Annotated in this window: 13 protein-coding genes; 1 reads left to right on the top strand and 12 read right to left on the bottom strand. The window is 70.8% G+C overall.

The window, feature by feature from the left end; translation table 11 throughout:
• Positions 1-18: 18 nt before the first annotated feature.
• From aroB to ACWD35_RS03295, 9 genes are all read right to left on the bottom strand, one after another.
• On the bottom strand, positions 19-1110 hold the full coding sequence (gene aroB / locus ACWD35_RS03255; RefSeq protein ID WP_451349427.1) for a 3-dehydroquinate synthase: 1092 nt from the start codon (positions 1108-1110) through the stop codon (positions 19-21).
• Positions 1107-1589: a shikimate kinase gene (locus ACWD35_RS03260; RefSeq protein WP_451349702.1), complete on the bottom strand. Its 483-nt coding sequence runs from the start codon at positions 1587-1589 to the stop codon at positions 1107-1109. Before ACWD35_RS03260 ends, aroB begins: the two co-directional genes overlap by 4 nt.
• A gap of 32 nt (positions 1590-1621) precedes the next feature.
• Positions 1622-2806 (bottom strand): chorismate synthase, encoded by a 1185-nt coding sequence (gene aroC / locus ACWD35_RS03265; protein ID WP_451349428.1) that lies wholly within the window; start codon positions 2804-2806, stop codon positions 1622-1624.
• Between the two features lie 165 nt (positions 2807-2971).
• Complete coding sequence (locus ACWD35_RS03270; RefSeq protein ID WP_451349429.1) at positions 2972-3811, bottom strand: shikimate dehydrogenase; 840 nt, start codon at positions 3809-3811, stop codon at positions 2972-2974.
• Positions 3792-5498 carry an endolytic transglycosylase MltG gene (gene mltG, locus ACWD35_RS03275; RefSeq protein WP_451349430.1) on the bottom strand — a complete coding sequence of 569 codons (1707 nt, stop codon included), beginning with the start codon at positions 5496-5498 and terminating at the stop codon, positions 3792-3794. Before mltG ends, ACWD35_RS03270 begins: the two co-directional genes overlap by 20 nt.
• Positions 5499-5620: 122 nt before the next feature.
• Positions 5621-6085 (bottom strand): Holliday junction resolvase RuvX, encoded by a 465-nt coding sequence (gene ruvX / locus ACWD35_RS03280; RefSeq protein WP_451349431.1) that lies wholly within the window; start codon positions 6083-6085, stop codon positions 5621-5623.
• 27 nt (positions 6086-6112) lie between these two features.
• The gene (alaS, locus tag ACWD35_RS03285; RefSeq protein WP_451349432.1) at positions 6113-8785 is read right to left on the bottom strand and encodes an alanine--tRNA ligase; all 2673 of its coding nucleotides are present in this window, start codon (positions 8783-8785) and stop codon (positions 6113-6115) included.
• Positions 8785-9153 carry a hypothetical protein gene (locus ACWD35_RS03290; RefSeq protein ID WP_451349433.1) on the bottom strand — a complete coding sequence of 123 codons (369 nt, stop codon included), beginning with the start codon at positions 9151-9153 and terminating at the stop codon, positions 8785-8787. The genes alaS and ACWD35_RS03290 overlap by 1 nt, the downstream gene beginning before the upstream one ends.
• Positions 9154-9162: 9 nt before the next feature.
• A complete protein-coding gene (locus ACWD35_RS03295; RefSeq protein WP_451349434.1) occupies positions 9163-9609 on the bottom strand; it encodes a DUF948 domain-containing protein in 447 nt (148 codons plus the stop codon).
• Between the two features lie 171 nt (positions 9610-9780).
• Here ACWD35_RS03295 and ACWD35_RS03300 point away from each other — a divergent pair, with 171 nt between their 5' ends.
• Positions 9781-11955, top strand: coding sequence for an ATP-binding protein (locus tag ACWD35_RS03300; RefSeq protein ID WP_451349435.1), 2175 nt, complete (start codon positions 9781-9783; stop codon positions 11953-11955).
• A gap of 21 nt (positions 11956-11976) precedes the next feature.
• Here ACWD35_RS03300 and rpsD read toward each other — a convergent pair whose 3' ends face one another.
• From rpsD to ACWD35_RS03315, 3 genes are all read right to left on the bottom strand, one after another.
• On the bottom strand, positions 11977-12591 hold the full coding sequence (gene rpsD / locus ACWD35_RS03305) for a 30S ribosomal protein S4 (RefSeq protein WP_225836760.1): 615 nt from the start codon (positions 12589-12591) through the stop codon (positions 11977-11979).
• Between the two features lie 302 nt (positions 12592-12893).
• The gene (locus ACWD35_RS03310) at positions 12894-14249 is read right to left on the bottom strand and encodes a replication-associated recombination protein A (protein ID WP_451349436.1); all 1356 of its coding nucleotides are present in this window, start codon (positions 14247-14249) and stop codon (positions 12894-12896) included.
• A 59-nt stretch (positions 14250-14308) separates the two neighbouring features.
• The gene (locus ACWD35_RS03315) at positions 14309-14965 is read right to left on the bottom strand and encodes a vitamin K epoxide reductase family protein (protein ID WP_451349437.1); all 657 of its coding nucleotides are present in this window, start codon (positions 14963-14965) and stop codon (positions 14309-14311) included.
• Between the last annotated feature and the right edge of the window lie 16 nt (positions 14966-14981).

Here is a 14981-nt window from a genome sequence, read left to right on the forward strand (position 1 = left end):
AACACAGCGGTGAGGGGCCTACTGGCCCACTTCTCCGTACGCGGCGAGCAGGACGGCCGGGTCCGGGCCCTCCAGGACGGTCGGCTTGGCCAGGCCGTCGAGGACGATGAAGCGCAGCAGGTTGCCGCGGGACTTCTTGTCGACCTTCATCGTCTCCAGCAGCTTGGGCCACTGGTCGTAGCGGTAGCTCAGCGGGAGGCCGACCGATTCGAGGATCGTCCGGTGCCTGTCCGCCGTCGCGTCGTCCAACCGGCCCGCCAGGCGTCCGAGTTCGGCGGCGAAGTGCATGCCGACCGCGACCGCGGCGCCGTGCCGCCACTTGTAGCGCTCGTTCTTCTCGATGGCGTGGCCGAGCGTGTGCCCGTAGTTGAGGATCTCCCGCAGGCCGGACTCCTTCAGGTCCGAGGAGACGACCTCGGCCTTCACCCGGATCGAGCGCTCGATGAGCTCGGCCGTGTGCGGGCCCGCCGGGGTCCGGGCGGCCTCGGGGTCGGCCTCGATGAGGTCGAGGATCACCGGGTCGGCGATGAAACCGGCCTTGATGATCTCGGCGAGTCCGGAGACATAGTCGTTGACCGGGAGGGAGTCCAGCGCGGCCAGGTCGGCGAGGACGCCGGCCGGCGGGTGGAAGGCGCCGACGAGGTTCTTGCCCTCGGCGGTGTTGATGCCGGTCTTGCCGCCGACCGCCGCGTCCACCATGGCCAGCACGGTGGTGGGGACGGCGATCCAGCGCACCCCGCGCAGCCAGGTCGCTGCGACGAAACCGGCAAGGTCCGTGGTCGCGCCGCCGCCGACGCCGACGATGACGTCGGTGCGGGTGAAGCCGGACTGGCCGAGCGCCTTCCAGCAGTAGGCGGCGACCTCGGCGGTCTTGGCCTCCTCGGCATTGGGCACCTGGATGGCGACGGCCTCGAAGCCCTGCCCGGCCAGGTCGGCGCGGAGCGCGTCGCCGGTCTCGGCCAGGGCCTCCGGGTGGATCACGGCCACGCGCTTGGCCTTCTGGCCGATCAGCCCGGCCAGCTCGCCCAGGAGTTGGCGGCCGACCAGCACCTCGTACGGGTCGGTGCCCGCGGTGCCGGCGACCTGGATCCGGGTGACTGCCTCGCTCATGCTTCCTTCAACTCCAAAGCGTCCAGCGCGTGTTGGGTGACCTCTTCGGGGGTGCGACCGTCCGTCGCGACGACGACGGTGGCGACCTCCTCGTACAGGTGCCGCCGGGCCTCCATCAGCTCGCGCCACTGCTTGCGCGGGTTGACGGCGAGCAGCGGCCGGGCCACGTTCAGGCCGGTGCGCTTGACGGCCTCTTCGACGTCCATCGAGAGGTAGACCACGCGGTGCCCGGCGAGCAGCGCGCGGGTGTCCGCGTCGAGGACCGCCCCGCCGCCGAGCGAGAGGACACCCTCGAACTCGGCGAGCGCGGTGCGCACGGCCTGCTTCTCGATCGCGCGGAAGGCGGGCTCGCCCTCGTCCACGAAGATGTCGGCGATGGTGCGGCCCTCGGCCTCGACGATGTCGTCGTCGGTGTCGCGGTAGCCGACGCCCAGCCGCTCGGCCAGCAGCCGGCCGACGGTGGACTTGCCGACGCCCATCGGTCCGACGAGTACGACCGCAGGCACGGCGCTCACCGGATGTGGAGGTTGTCGAGGTACGACTGCACGTTGCGGCGGGTCTCGGGGACGGAGTCGCCGCCGAACTTCTCGGCGACCGCGTCCGCGAGGACGAGCGCGACCATGGCCTCGGCGACGATGCCCGCGGCCGGCACGGCGGAGACGTCGGAACGCTGGTGGTGGGCCTGGGCGACCTCGCCCGTGGTGACGTCCACGGTCTTCAGGGCGCGCGGCACGGTCGCGATCGGCTTCATCGCGGCCCGCACCCGCAGCAGTTCGCCGGTGCTCAGGCCGCCCTCGGTGCCGCCGGAACGGCCGGAGACGCGGCGGATGCCCTCCGGCGTGCTGACGATCTCGTCGTGCGCCTTGGAGCCGGGCACCCGGGCCAGCTCGAAGCCGTCGCCGACCTCGACGCCCTTGATCGCCTGGATGCCCATCAGGGCACCGGCCAGCCGGGCGTCCAGCCGGCGGTCCCAGTGCACGTGCGAGCCGAGGCCGACCGGAACGCCGTACGCCAGCACCTCGACCACGCCGCCGAGCGTGTCGCCGTCCTTGTGGGCCTGGTCGACCTCCGCGACCATCGCCTTCGAGGCGTCCGCGTCCAGGACGCGCAGCGGGTCGGCGTCCAGCTTCTCGACATCGGCCGGGGTGGGGTACACGCCCTGCGGAGCCCTCACGGAGCACAGCTCGACGACGTGCGAGACGATCTCGATGCCCGTCGTCTCCTTCAGGTACGACCGGGCGACCGCGCCGAGCGCCACGCGGGCGGCGGTCTCGCGGGCGGAGGCGCGCTCCAGGATCGGGCGGGCCTCGTCGAAGCCGTACTTCTGCATGCCGGCGAGGTCGGCGTGGCCGGGCCGGGGGCGGGTCAGCGGAGCGTTGCGGGCGAGGCCCGCCAGGATCTCGGGGTCGACCGGGTCGGCCGCCATGACCTGCTCCCACTTGGGCCACTCGGTGTTGCCCACCATGATCGCGACCGGGGAGCCGAGGGTGAGTCCGTGCCGGACGCCGCCCAGGAAGGTGACCTCGTCGCGCTCGAACTTCATCCGGGCGCCGCGGCCATAGCCGAGCCGCCGCCGAGCAAGGTGGTCGGCCACCATCTCCGTGGTGATCGGCACGCCGGCGGGAAGGCCCTCCAGCGTCGCGACAAGTGCGGGACCGTGGGACTCCCCCGCGGTCAGCCAACGCAGCCTGCTCAACGAAGCTCCTCAGTGTTCGCGCCCGGTACTGCCCTGCGCACGCATGCCTTCGCGTGCGGCGACGGCGCGACCGGATGCGCGGCCCCGGCCCGCCATACCCGATCCTCCCACGTCCGGGAAGAGGTTCCGGCGGGCGGTCCAGCAGACGGACACGGAATCTCGAGTTCAGCGCGCCGCGAGCGCCTTCTCCCCAGCGTGCCGCATGGCCTCCAGGGGAGCCGGTCGGCAGCCGGTCATCTGCTCGACCTGCAGGACGGCCTGGTGGACCAGCAGGTCGAGGCCGCCGACGACGGCACCGCCGAACATGGACCAGCGGGCCGCCAGCTCGGTCGGCCAGGGCTCGTAGAGCACGTCGAAGAGGGTGGCCGGGCGCTCCGGGACGGCGGTGACGAGGGCGTCGGTCGTGCCGGCGGGCGTGGTGGCGATCACCAGCGGTGCGCGCAGCGCCTGCGCGGCGTCGGACCAGTCGGCCGTGCGGACGTCGACGTCGAGCCGTTCGCCCCACTGGCGCATCTCGGCGGCGCGGGCCTCGCTGCGGACGTAGGCGACGACCTCGCCGGTGCAGATCCGGGCGAGCGCGGCGAGCGCGGAGGAGGCGGTGGCACCGGCGCCGAGGATCGCGGCGGAGTCGACCTGCTCGATGCCGTGTTCGCGCAGGGCGGCCACCATGCCCGGGATGTCGGTGTTGTCGCCGAGGCGGCGGCCGTCCTCGGTGAAGACGACCGTGTTGACCGCGTCGACGGAGGCGGCCGTGTCGCTGATCCCGTCCAGCAACGGGATGACCGCCCGCTTGAGCGGCATGGTCAGCGACAGCCCCGCCCACTCCGGCCCGAGCTTCTCGACGAACCCGGGCAGCGCGGCCTCGTCGACCTCGAAGCGGTCGTACGACCAGTCGGTGAGCCCGAGGGCGTCGTACGCGGCCCGGTGCAGCACCGGGGAGAGGGAGTGGGCGATGGGCGATCCGAGCACGGCGGCCCGGCGGGCGTCAGTTGCCCGAGCTGGCATTGAATTTGTCCTTGAGCTGCTTGAATTCGGCGTATGTCTTGGCGAATTCGGTGTTGGTCGTACCGTCGGTCGCCACGAAATAGATCCAGCCGTCGCGGGTCGGATTCAGTGCCGCCTTCAGCGCGTCGTCGCCGGGATTGCCGATCGGACCAGGCGGAAGGCCCTTGTGGGTATAGGTGTTGTACGGGTTCCGGTTGCCATTGATCTCCTTCTCGGAGATATGGATGTTGCTCGCGCCCTTGAGGTAGTTGTAGGTCGAGTCGAACTGGAGGAGCTGGTTGGTCTCCGTGTTCGTCGGCTTGAGGCGGTTGTAGACCACTTCCGCCATCTTGCGGAAGTCGTCGTGCGTCTTGCCCTCGGCCTGGACCAGGCTCGCGACCGTGACGAGCTGGAAGGCGTTGTCGAGCCCCAGGGCCTTGGCCTTCGCCGACAGGTTGTAGGCCGCGTACTTCTCCTTGGCCTGGGTGACCATCTGCTTGAGGACCGCGTCCGGCTTCATGCCCTTGGCGGCCGGATAGGTGCCCGGGAAGAAGAAGCCCTCCAGCGGGTCCTTGATGTCGCTGTTGTTCTGTGCCCAGCTCGGCATGCCGAGGCTCTTGTACTGGGCCTGGGCGGCCTTCTGCGTCGTTCCGGATGAAAGCTGGAGTTTCTTGTCGATGTCCGCGTAGACGCGCGCGTTCCGCTCGCCCGGGGTGACCATCACGTTGTTCTGGCTCTTCGGGTCGAGCATCATCTGCACGGCGCTGGCGGCGGACATCTCCTTTTTCAGGAGATAGGCGCCGGCCTGAATGGTGTCGCCCTTCGAGTTCTGCCCCTGGGCGTGCACGAAAGCCTCGGCGCTCTTGACGACGCCGGCCTCCTTCAGCCGGCGGCCGATCTCCCAGCCGCCCGCACCCTTGGGGATCTCGACGGTCACCGTCTCGCCGCTGCCGGCGCCCGCGTAGTCCGGAGCCGCGCCGAAACGATTTTGGTAGAACTGGTAGCCGAAATACCCAACTCCGCCCAGGCCGCCCCCGAACACCAGGACGACCACCATGCAGGCGCAGCCGGTACGGCGCTTCTTGCTCTTGACCGGTTTCCGGCCCTTGCCGCGCCGGTCGCCCCGGCCGCGGCGGCTCTCGGACTCGTCCTCGTCCTCGTCGTCCTCGCCGCCCGCGAAGAAGGCGTGCTCGCCCTGGTCCTCCCCCGGGTCCCAGCCTGTCTCCGGGTCGGGGTCCGGGCCCGGCTCCGGTTCCGGGCGCCTGCGGCCGGGCGGTACCGGCGGCGGGTAGGCGTCGTCGGTGCCGTAGAAGTCGGGCTGCTCCCCGCCGTAGGCCGTCGGGCTCTGGCCGTACGGGTCACCGGGGTCTGCGGCGTACGGCACATGGCCGTGGGTGCCGGTCCCGTCCCAGCCGCCCTGGTACTGCTGCTGGTACTGCTGCTGGGTCTGACCCGGAAGCTGCGGGTCGTACTGCTGCTGGCCCTGTCCGTCGTGGTATGGGTACTGCTGCCCGCCGTACCCCGGTTGCTGCTGCTGAGACCAGTCGCCGTACTGCTGCTGCGGCTGCTGCGGGTACTGCTGCTGCGGCTGGCCGCCGTAGGACTGCTGACCCGCGTGGGTCTGCTGCCCTCCCCATCCGCCGTCCCCGTACAACGGGTCCTCCGGATGCCACGGTTCGGAGCCTGGGCCCCGGCCATACTCAGTCATCGATCCCCTAGAGCCGCGAAGCCGACCGGTCACCGGCCGGTCGGCCCGCTTCCGTTCCGCCTCTTGCTGTGCCCCGGCTGTTCGAACACCGGCGCATCGCGCGGAACGTTACCGTATCGCGATCAGATGACCACTTCGACGCCCTCGCCGGGTGGTTTACCTGACACCCGTTCGGATTCGAGGGCCTGCTGCAGGATGATCACGGCCGCGGCCTGGTCGATCACGGAGCGGCCCTTCTTGGATTTCACGCCCGAGGCGCGCAGTCCCTGACTGGCCGTCACGGTCGTCATCCGCTCGTCCACCAGGCGGACCGGGACCGGATTGATGCCCTTCGCCAACTCCTGGGCAAAGGCCCGGACCTTGACGGCGGCCGGGCCCTCACCCCCCTTGAGGGAGCGGGGGAGCCCGACGACGACCTCGATCGGTTCGTACTCCTCCACCAACTGCCGCAGTCGGCGGTGGGCGGCCGGGATGTCCCGGCCGGGGACGGTCTCCACCGGGGTGGCGAGGATCCCGTCGGGGTCGCACGAGGCGACCCCGATGCGGGCGTCCCCGACGTCGATCGCAAGCCGACGTCCTCTGCGCATGTTCTCAGCCATTTCTTACGTGGCGTCTTACTTGGCGGTCTCGGCGACCAGGCGCTCGACGGCCTCGACGGCCTCACCGACGGCGGCCGGGTTCTGACCGCCGCCCTGGGCGACGTCGGGCTTGCCGCCACCGCCGCCGCCGAGCGTCTTGGCGGCCGTACGGACCAGGTCACCGGCCTTGAGGCCACGCTCGCGGGCGGCCTCGTTGGTGGCGATGACCGTCAGCGGCTTGCCGTTGTTCACCGTGAACAGGGCGACCACGGCGGCCCGGCCGCCCTGGATCCGGCCGCGCACGTCGAGGACCAGCTTGCGCAGGTCGTCCGGCGTGGTGCCGTCCGGGACCTGGCCCGTGACAACAGCCACACCGTGCACGTCCTTGGCGGACCCGGCGAGACCGGCGGCGGCCTGGAGCACCTTCTCGGCGCGGAACTTCTCGATCTCCTTCTCGGCGTCCTTCAGCTTGCCGAGCATCGCGGAGACCTTCTCCGGCAGCTCCTCCGGCCGGCCCTTGATCAGCTCCTGGAGCTGGGCGACGACCGTGTGCTCCCGGGCGAGGAAGTTGTAGGCGTCGACGCCGACGAGGGCCTCGATACGGCGCACGCCCGAGCCGATGGAGGACTCGCCGAGCAGCTTCACCAGGCCCAGCTGGGCGGTGTTGTGCACGTGCGTGCCGCCGCACAGCTCCTTGGAGAAGTCGCCGATGGTCACGACGCGCACGCGCTCGCCGTACTTCTCGCCGAACTCGGCGATGGCGCCCTGCTTCTTGGCCTCGTCGATGCCCATGATCTCGGCGTGCACGTCGAGGTCGCGGGCGAGCACCTCGTTGATCTTCTGCTCGACGTCGGTCATCACGGCCGTCGGAACGGCCGACGGGGAGCCGAAGTCGAAGCGGAAGCGGCCGGGCTGGTTCTCGGAACCGGCCTGGGCGGCCGTCGGGCCGAGGGCGTCGCGCAGGGCCTGGTGGGTGAGGTGGGTGGCCGAGTGGGCGCGGGCGATGGCCTTGCGGCGGCGGGCGTCGATCGAGGCCTGGGCCTTGGCACCGACCGTGACCTCGCCGACCTGGACGACGCCCTTGTGGACGTAGACGCCGGGAACCGGCTTCTGGCAGTCACGGACCTCGATGACGGCACCGGAGTCGACCTTGATCCGGCCGGTGTCGCCGATCTGGCCGCCGCCCTCGGCGTAGAACGGGGTGCGGTCCAGGACGATCTCGACCTCGTCGCCCTCGGCGGCGGCCGGGGAGGAGACGCCGTCGACCAGGATGCCGACGATCGTGGTCTCGCCCTCGGTGTCGCTGTAGCCGATGAAGTCGGTCTCGCCGGCGGAGTCGGCGATCTCACGGTAGGCGCCCATGTCGGCGTGGCCGGTCTTCTTGGCCTGGGCGTCGGCCTTGGCGCGCTCCCGCTGCTCCTTCATCAGGCGGCGGAAGCCGTCCTCGTCCACGGACAGCCCCTGCTCGGCGGCCATCTCCAGGGTGAGGTCGATCGGGAAGCCCCAGGTGTCGTGGAGCAGGAACGCCTTGTCGCCGGGCAGGACCGTGGAACCGGACTGCTTGGTCTCGGTGACGGCGGTGTCGAGGATGTTCGTGCCGGCCTTCAGCGTCTTCAGGAAGGCGTTCTCCTCGGCGAGGGCGACCTTCTCGATGCGCTCGCGGTCGGTGACCAGCTCGGGGTACTGCTGGCCCATCATCCGGATCACGGTGTCGACCAGGTCGAGGACGACCGGGCCGGTGGCGCCCAGCAGGCGCATGTTGCGGATGGCGCGGCGCATGATGCGGCGCAGGACGTAGCCGCGGCCCTCGTTGCCGGGGGTGACGCCGTCGCCGATGAGCATGGTGGCGGTGCGCATGTGGTCGGTGACCACGCGCAGGGAGACGTCCGAGGCGTGGGCGTCGCCGTAGCGGACGCCGGTCAGCTCGGTGGCCTTGTCGATGACGGCCATGGAGGTGTCGATCTCGTACATGTTCTGCACGCCCTGCAGAATCATGGCGAGGCGTTCCATGCCGAGGCCCGTGTCGATGTTCTGGCTCGGCAGGTCCCCGAGGATCTCGAAGTTGTCCTTGCCGATGCCCTCGCCCCGCTCGTACTGCATGAAGACGAGGTTCCAGATCTCCACGTACCGCTCGTCGTTGACGGCGGGGCCGCCCTCGACGCCGAACTCGGGGCCGCGGTCGTAGTTGATCTCGGAGCAGGGGCCGCAGGGGCCGGGGACGCCCATGGACCAGTAGTTGTCCTTCATGCCCAGGCGCTGGATGCGCTCCTTGGGCACGCCGACGACCTCGTGCCAGATGCGCTCGGCCTCGTCGTCGTCCTTGTAGACGGTGATCCAGAGCTTCTCCGGCTCCAGGCCGTAACCGCCCTTGTCCTGGGGGCTGGTGAGCAGCTCCCAGGCGAGCTTGATGGCGCCTTCCTTGAAGTAGTCGCCGAAGGAGAAGTTGCCGCACATCTGGAAGAACGTGCCGTGGCGCGTGGTCTTGCCGACCTCTTCGATGTCGGGCGTGCGCACGCACTTCTGCACGCTGGTGGCGCGCGGGAACGGCGGCTTGACCTCACCCAGGAAGTAGGGCTTGAAGGGCACCATGCCGGCCGGGACGAGGAGCAGAGTCGGGTCGTCCGCGATGAGCGACGCCGAAGGGACGACGGTGTGCCCGCGCTCCTCGAAGAAGCTCAGCCAGCGGCGGCGAATCTCGGCCGACTCCATCAGTGGTCCTCATTCCGGTTGTACGAGTACTTCGTTGGCGAAGAGATCGACGTTTCGATGTACTTCGGTGTGTCGGGGTTGTTGATGTTCTCGATGACGGCATGCCGCCGGGGCGCCGGGAGTTCGGGGTTCTCGTGGATCCCGAGAACCTCCTCCAGCTCGGCCTCCCGCTGGGCCATGTTGTCCCGCACGTCGAGCGCGAAGCCGACCGTGCGGTCCTTCAGGCGCTGACCGGTCTCCAGGGCCTTGTTCGCCGCGGTCGCGGCGAGGCTCTCGGGGGTGAGCTGCTTCAGCTTGCGGTTGACCTTGGTGGTGGCCCACACGCCGGCGGCGACACCTGTGGTGAACCAGAACGTACGGCGGAACATCGCTCGGTCTCAGTCCTTCTCTCCGCGCAGGTTTCGCTTGCTCCGCCGCGCGGCCGGCACGGTCCGGCCCACGATCACGGTACGCCTGGGTGCCCGCGCGGGCACGTCCTCCTTGCGACCGCCGAGGGCCCGCCGCACGCCGTAGCCGAAGGCGGCGACCTTGACCAGCGGGCCACCGAAGGTGGAGGCGACGGTGGTCGACAGCGCGGAGGCGTTCGACGTGACCTCCTGGACGTCGGAGGCGATCGCGTCGACCCGGTCGATCTGCGTCTGCGCGGACCGCACGGCCGCGGAGGCGTCGGCCAGCAGCGGGACGGCCTGGTCGGTCACGTCCGCCACGAGCTTGGTGGTCGCCTTGAGCGTCTGGGCCAGCCTCACCAGTGCCACGGCGAGGAAGGAGACCAGGATCGCCCAGAAGACGGCCACCAGGATCCCGGCCACCTCTCCACCGGACACTGTGCGCACCCGCTCCCTGATACGTGCTCTGACATCGGAACCATGAAAAAAGCAGTGCTCCGAGCCTATCGCGCCGGGACTGGCGCTCCATACCGGATTCCGGTGCGCGGGCGGCGGAGTTGCGGGAAGCGATTGTACGGACTGAACATGGTTCAGTACGCTCCGTGTCCCATGCGAGGTCCTCAGTACCCCGGCCCCTGCGCGGACGGCAGTCCGCCCCTTCACCTGACCGCTTTCGTCGGACGCTCGGTGGAACTCGCCGCGCTGGCCACGGCGCTCGACGAGACCCGGCTGGTGACCGTGACCGGCGTCGGCGGGGTGGGCAAGTCCCGGCTGGCGGCCCGGGCTGCGGCCGACCGGGCGGCGGCCGGGCCGGAGTCCTCTACCGGCTGGGTCGAGCTGGCGGCGGTGCACGATCCGCAGTTCGTGGAGTACGCGGTCGTGGAGGCGCTGGGGCTGACCGACCACACCACGCGGATGCCGAGGCAGATGCTGCTGGAGCATCTCGCCGGGCAGCGGCTGCTGTTGGTGCTCGACGGCTTCGAGCACCTGGTCGAGGAGTGCGCCGGCCTGGTGGCGGAGCTGCTGCGGAAGCTGCCGGGGCTGCGGGTGCTGGCGGCGGGGCGGCGCCCGCTGGGCGTCGCGGGCGAGCGGCTGTTCCCGCTGGGGCCGCTCGGCGAGGACGAGGCGGTGGAGCTGTTCGCCGACCGGGCCCGGCAGCACGGCCTGGAGCTGCGCGACCGCGCCGACGTACGGGAGGTGTGCCGGCGCCTCGAGGGCATCCCGCTGGCGCTGGAGCTGGCCGCGGGGCGGCTGCGCACCCTGTCCCCCGCGCAGCTGCTGCAGCGGCTGGACGACCGGTTCCGGCTGCTGACCGGCGGCGGCCGGGACGCTCTGCCCCGGCACCAGACGCTGCGCACCGCGATCGGCTGGAGCCACGAGCTGTGCACGCCCGCCGAGCGGCTGCTGTGGGCGCGGCTCTCGGTGTTCGCGCAGACCTTCGACCTGGAGGCCGCCGAGTACGTGTGCAGCGGGGACGGGCTGCCCGCCGAGGACCTCCTGGACCTGCTCTCGGAGCTGCTCGCCCAGTCGGTCCTGGCCCGCGAGGAGGCCGCGACGGGACCTCGCTACCGGATGCTGGACACGGTCCGGGCCTACGGCGCCGACTGGCTGGAGGCGACCGGGGACGCGGCCCGGCTGCGCCGGCGGCACCGCGACTGGTATCTGGGCCTGGCCACCTGGTGCGAGCTGGAGTGGTTCTCGCCGCGGCAGCGGGAGGTGGCCGCGCGGGTCGAGGCCGAGCTGCCGAATCTGCGCGCCGCGCTGGAGTTCAGCCTGACCGAGCCGGAGGAGACGCATCTCGGCCAGTACCTGGCGGGCTCGCTGTGGTTCTGCTGGGCGGGCTGCGGGCGGCTGGCGGAGGGGCGGCGCTGGCTGGAGCGCAGCGTGGAGCTGGAGTCGGAGTACGAGCAGTCCCGGCTGAAGGCGCTGTGGGTGCTCGGCTATGTGGCGATCCTGCAGGGCGACACCGTGCCCGCGCTGAAGGCGCTCCAGGAGTGCCGGGAGCAGGCCGAGCGGGCCGCCGACGCGACGGCGGTGGCGTACGCCGAGCACCGCACGGGCTGTCTGGCTCTCGTCACGGATGACATGAACCGCGCAGAAACGCTGCTGCGTTCGGCGCTGGAGCGCTACCGGGAGATCGGCGAACTCAACAGCAACGTCCTGATGGGCCAGGTGGAGCTGGCCATGACGCAGGCCTTCCAGGGCGATCTGCCGGACGCGGTCCGGCTGTGCGTGGAGGTGCGCCAGATCTGCGAGGACCACGGGGAGCAGTGGACTCGGTCGTACGCGCTGTACGTCCTGGCGTACGCGGCCTGGCGCGAGGGGGATCCGGCGCGGGCCCGGGAGCTGCTGACGGACGGTCTCGGCAAGGTGCACGCCTTCCACGACCTGCTCGGCTCGGTGCTGACGATCGAGCTGCTGGCGCTGGTGACGGCGACCGAGGGCGATCCGGCCGAGGCGGCGGTGCTCCAGGGCGCGGCGGCCCGGCTGTGGCCCTCGGTGGGGCTGCCGCTGTTCGGCTCGGCGTACTACAACGCGCCGCACGAGCTGTGCGAGGCGACCGCCCGCCGGACGCTGGGCGACGCGCGGTACGAGGAGTGCCTGCGGGAGGGGGCGGCCCTGGGGCGGGAGGCGGCGGTGGCCCGGGCGCTGGGCCACGAGGAGGTACGGCCGCTGCGGGCGATGCCGGCGCCGCGCGGGCCGCTGCCGTACGGCCACCAGGACGCCCAGAAACGCGAACCCGCCGCCTCGCCCACCCGGAAGGGTGGGGAGACGGCGGGCTGAAGTGCTGCGCCGGGGCTGGGATCAGCGGGCGTAGTACTCGACGACGAGCTGCTCGTCGCAGATCACCGGGATCTCCTTGCGGTTCGGCTCGCGGTCCAGGCGGAACGCCAGGGCCTTGAGGTTCACCTGGAGGTAGCGCGGGGTCTCACCGTCGGCGGCGAAGCCACCCTCACGGGCGATCGTGAAGAGCGTCTTGTCCTTGGAGCGGTCGCGGACCTGCACGACGTCGTCCGGGCGGACGCGGAAGGACGGCTTGTCGACCTTCTGGCCGTTGACCTGGATGTGGCCGTGAACGACCATCTGGCGGGCCTGGTAGATCGTGCGGGCGATGCCCGAACGCAGGACCAGCGCGTCGAGACGACGCTCCAGCTCGACGATGAGGGCCTCACCGGTCTTGCCCTGCACCTTGGAGGCACGCTCGTAGGCGCGGACCAGCTGACGCTCGGAGATGTCGTACTGCGCGCGCAGACGCTGCTTCTCGAGCAGACGGACCTTGTAGTCCGAGGTCTGCTTGCGGCCACGGCCGTGCTCACCCGGCGGGTACGGACGGGCCTCGAAGTACTTGACGGCCTTCGGGGTCAGCGCGATGCCGAGGGCACGCGACTTCTTGACCTTGGGGCGGGACTGGTTCGCCACTGTCTCTGTCTCTTTCGTAGTGTTCGGCTCGTCAGGGTTAGGGAGGTCGCATCCGCAGCCGGGAAAACCCGTCGGTCCCGAGGGGACCTGCCGGGCAGCCGCTTCCCTGGTCTGGGCACATACGTGCAGCACGCGAGTGGCCCACCGACCGTCCCGGAACCCCGGGTGGTGGTGGGCTGCCCGCGACACCGTTCGACGGTGCGCGACGCTCCTGGAGCCGGTCCGCGAAGGACCGGATCTCCGGCTGACTGTCCCGCTCTGACAGCACGGGACTCAGCACTTCTGAGCAGTTTACAGGGTGTTCAGGAGCGCTTGCGACCGAGGTGCTTCCTGGTCCATTCGACCGCGTCGGCGTACCGGGCCTCCGTGCCGTGCCGGGTCGGGGTGTAGTACGTGCGGTCCTTCAGGGCGTCCGGGGCGTACTGCTGCTCCGCGATGCCCTCGGGCAGGTCGTGCGGGTACACGTAGCCCTGGGCGTGGCCGAGCTCGGCGGCGCCCTTGTAGTGCCCGTCGCGCAGGTGCGGCGGCACCGGGCCGGCCAGCCCCTTGCGTACGTCCTCCAGGGCGGCGCCGATCGCGGTCGTCGCGGAGTTGGACTTCGGGGCGAGCGCCAGGGCGATGGTGGCGTGGCTGAGGGTGAGGGCGGCCTCGGGGAAGCCGATCATGGCGACGGCCTGGGCGGCGGCGACCGCGATGGGCAGGGCGCCCGGGTCGGCCAGGCCGATGTCCTCGCTGGCGGAGATCATCAGGCGGCGGGCGATGAAGCGGGGGTCCTCGCCGGCCTCGATCATGCGGGCCAGGTAGTGCAGGGCGGCGTCGACGTCGGAGCCGCGGATGGACTTGATGAGGGCGCTGGCCACGTCGTAGTGCTGGTCGCCGTCGCGGTCGTACTTCACCGCGGCCCGGTCGACGGTCTGCTCCAGTGTCTGGAGGCTGATCTCGGTCTCGCCCTGGTCGAGGGCGGCGCCGGCGGCGGCCTCCAGGGCGGTCAGGGCGCGGCGGGCGTCGCCGCCGGCGATCCGCAGCAGGTGCTCCTCGGTGTCCTCGGGAAGAGTGACGGCGTTCTTCAGCCCGCGGTCGTCGGCGAGGGCCCGCCTCAGCAGGCCCCGGACGTCGTCGTCGGTGAGGGGTTCGAGGGTGAGGAGGAGGGAGCGCGAGAGCAGCGGGGAGATCACCGAGAAGTACGGGTTCTCCGTGGTCGCCGCGATCAGGGTCACCCAGCGGTTCTCGACCGCGGGGAGCAGGGAGTCCTGCTGGGCCTTGCTGAAGCGGTGGATCTCGTCCAGGAAGAGGACGGTCTCCTTGCCGTAGCCACCGGTGGCGCGGCGGGCGCCGTCGATGACCGCGCGGACCTCCTTGACGCCGGCGGTGATCGCGGACAGCTCCACGAAGCGCTTGTTGGTGGCCTTGGAGACGACGTACGCGAGGGTCGTCTTGCCCGTGCCGGGCGGGCCCCACAGGATCACCGAGGACGGTCCGGCCGGGCCGCCGTTGCCCTCGCCGACCAGTCTGCGCAGCGGGGATCCCGGCTTGAGTAGGTGCTGCTGGCCCACCACCTCGTCGAGCGTGCGCGGGCGCATGCGGACCGCCAGGGGACTGCCGGCCGGGTCCTTCTCCTGGCGGTCCTCTGCTGCGGCGGTGAACAGGTCGGGTTCCACGCTGAAACCCTAAGACACGGCACTGACAGTCCCGTCCGGGCCGTCGGCCGGTACGGACCTCAGCTGGTCCAGAAGTCCCACCAGCGGGTCAGGATCAGCATCCCGATGATGCCGGTGTGCAGGACCGGCAGCACCCAGGTGAACTCCCCGAAGAAGGACTTCAGCGGGCGCGGGGCCGGCAGGAGGTCGTTGCGGATGTTGAAGGAGGTGACGGACCAGAACATGGTGATCGTGGCGACCCAGGCCAGCGAGCACCACAGGCACAGCGCGTTGATCCGGTACAGGGACTGGAACTGCAGCCAGGTGCAGAAGGCGACGCCGAAGAGCGTGCCGAGGTTGAGGGTCAGCCAGTACCAGCGCGGGAAGCGGGCGCGGGTCAGCAGGCTGACGCCGACGCAGACGACGATGCCGTAGCAGACCAGGCCGAGCATCGGGTTCGGGAAGCCGAAGGCGGCGGCCTGCTTGCTCTCCATGACGCTGCCGCAGGAGACGACCGGGTTGAGGCTGCACCCGGGCGTGAAGGTCTTGCCCGCGACCTTCGCTTCCAGGATCTTGAACTTGTCGATCGTGATGACCCAGGAGGCGAGGAGTCCGGCCGCGCCGGTGATCACCAGCAGCAGGGCGAAGGCGCGGCTGCCGCCCACCGCGCCGGGCGCGTCGGCGGTGCGCTCGGGACGGGGCTTCGTGGAGACGTCGGTGACTGTCGTCTTGCTCATCACGTCGATTCCGTCA

It is taken from the genome of Streptomyces sp. NPDC002671, assembly GCF_053592475.1.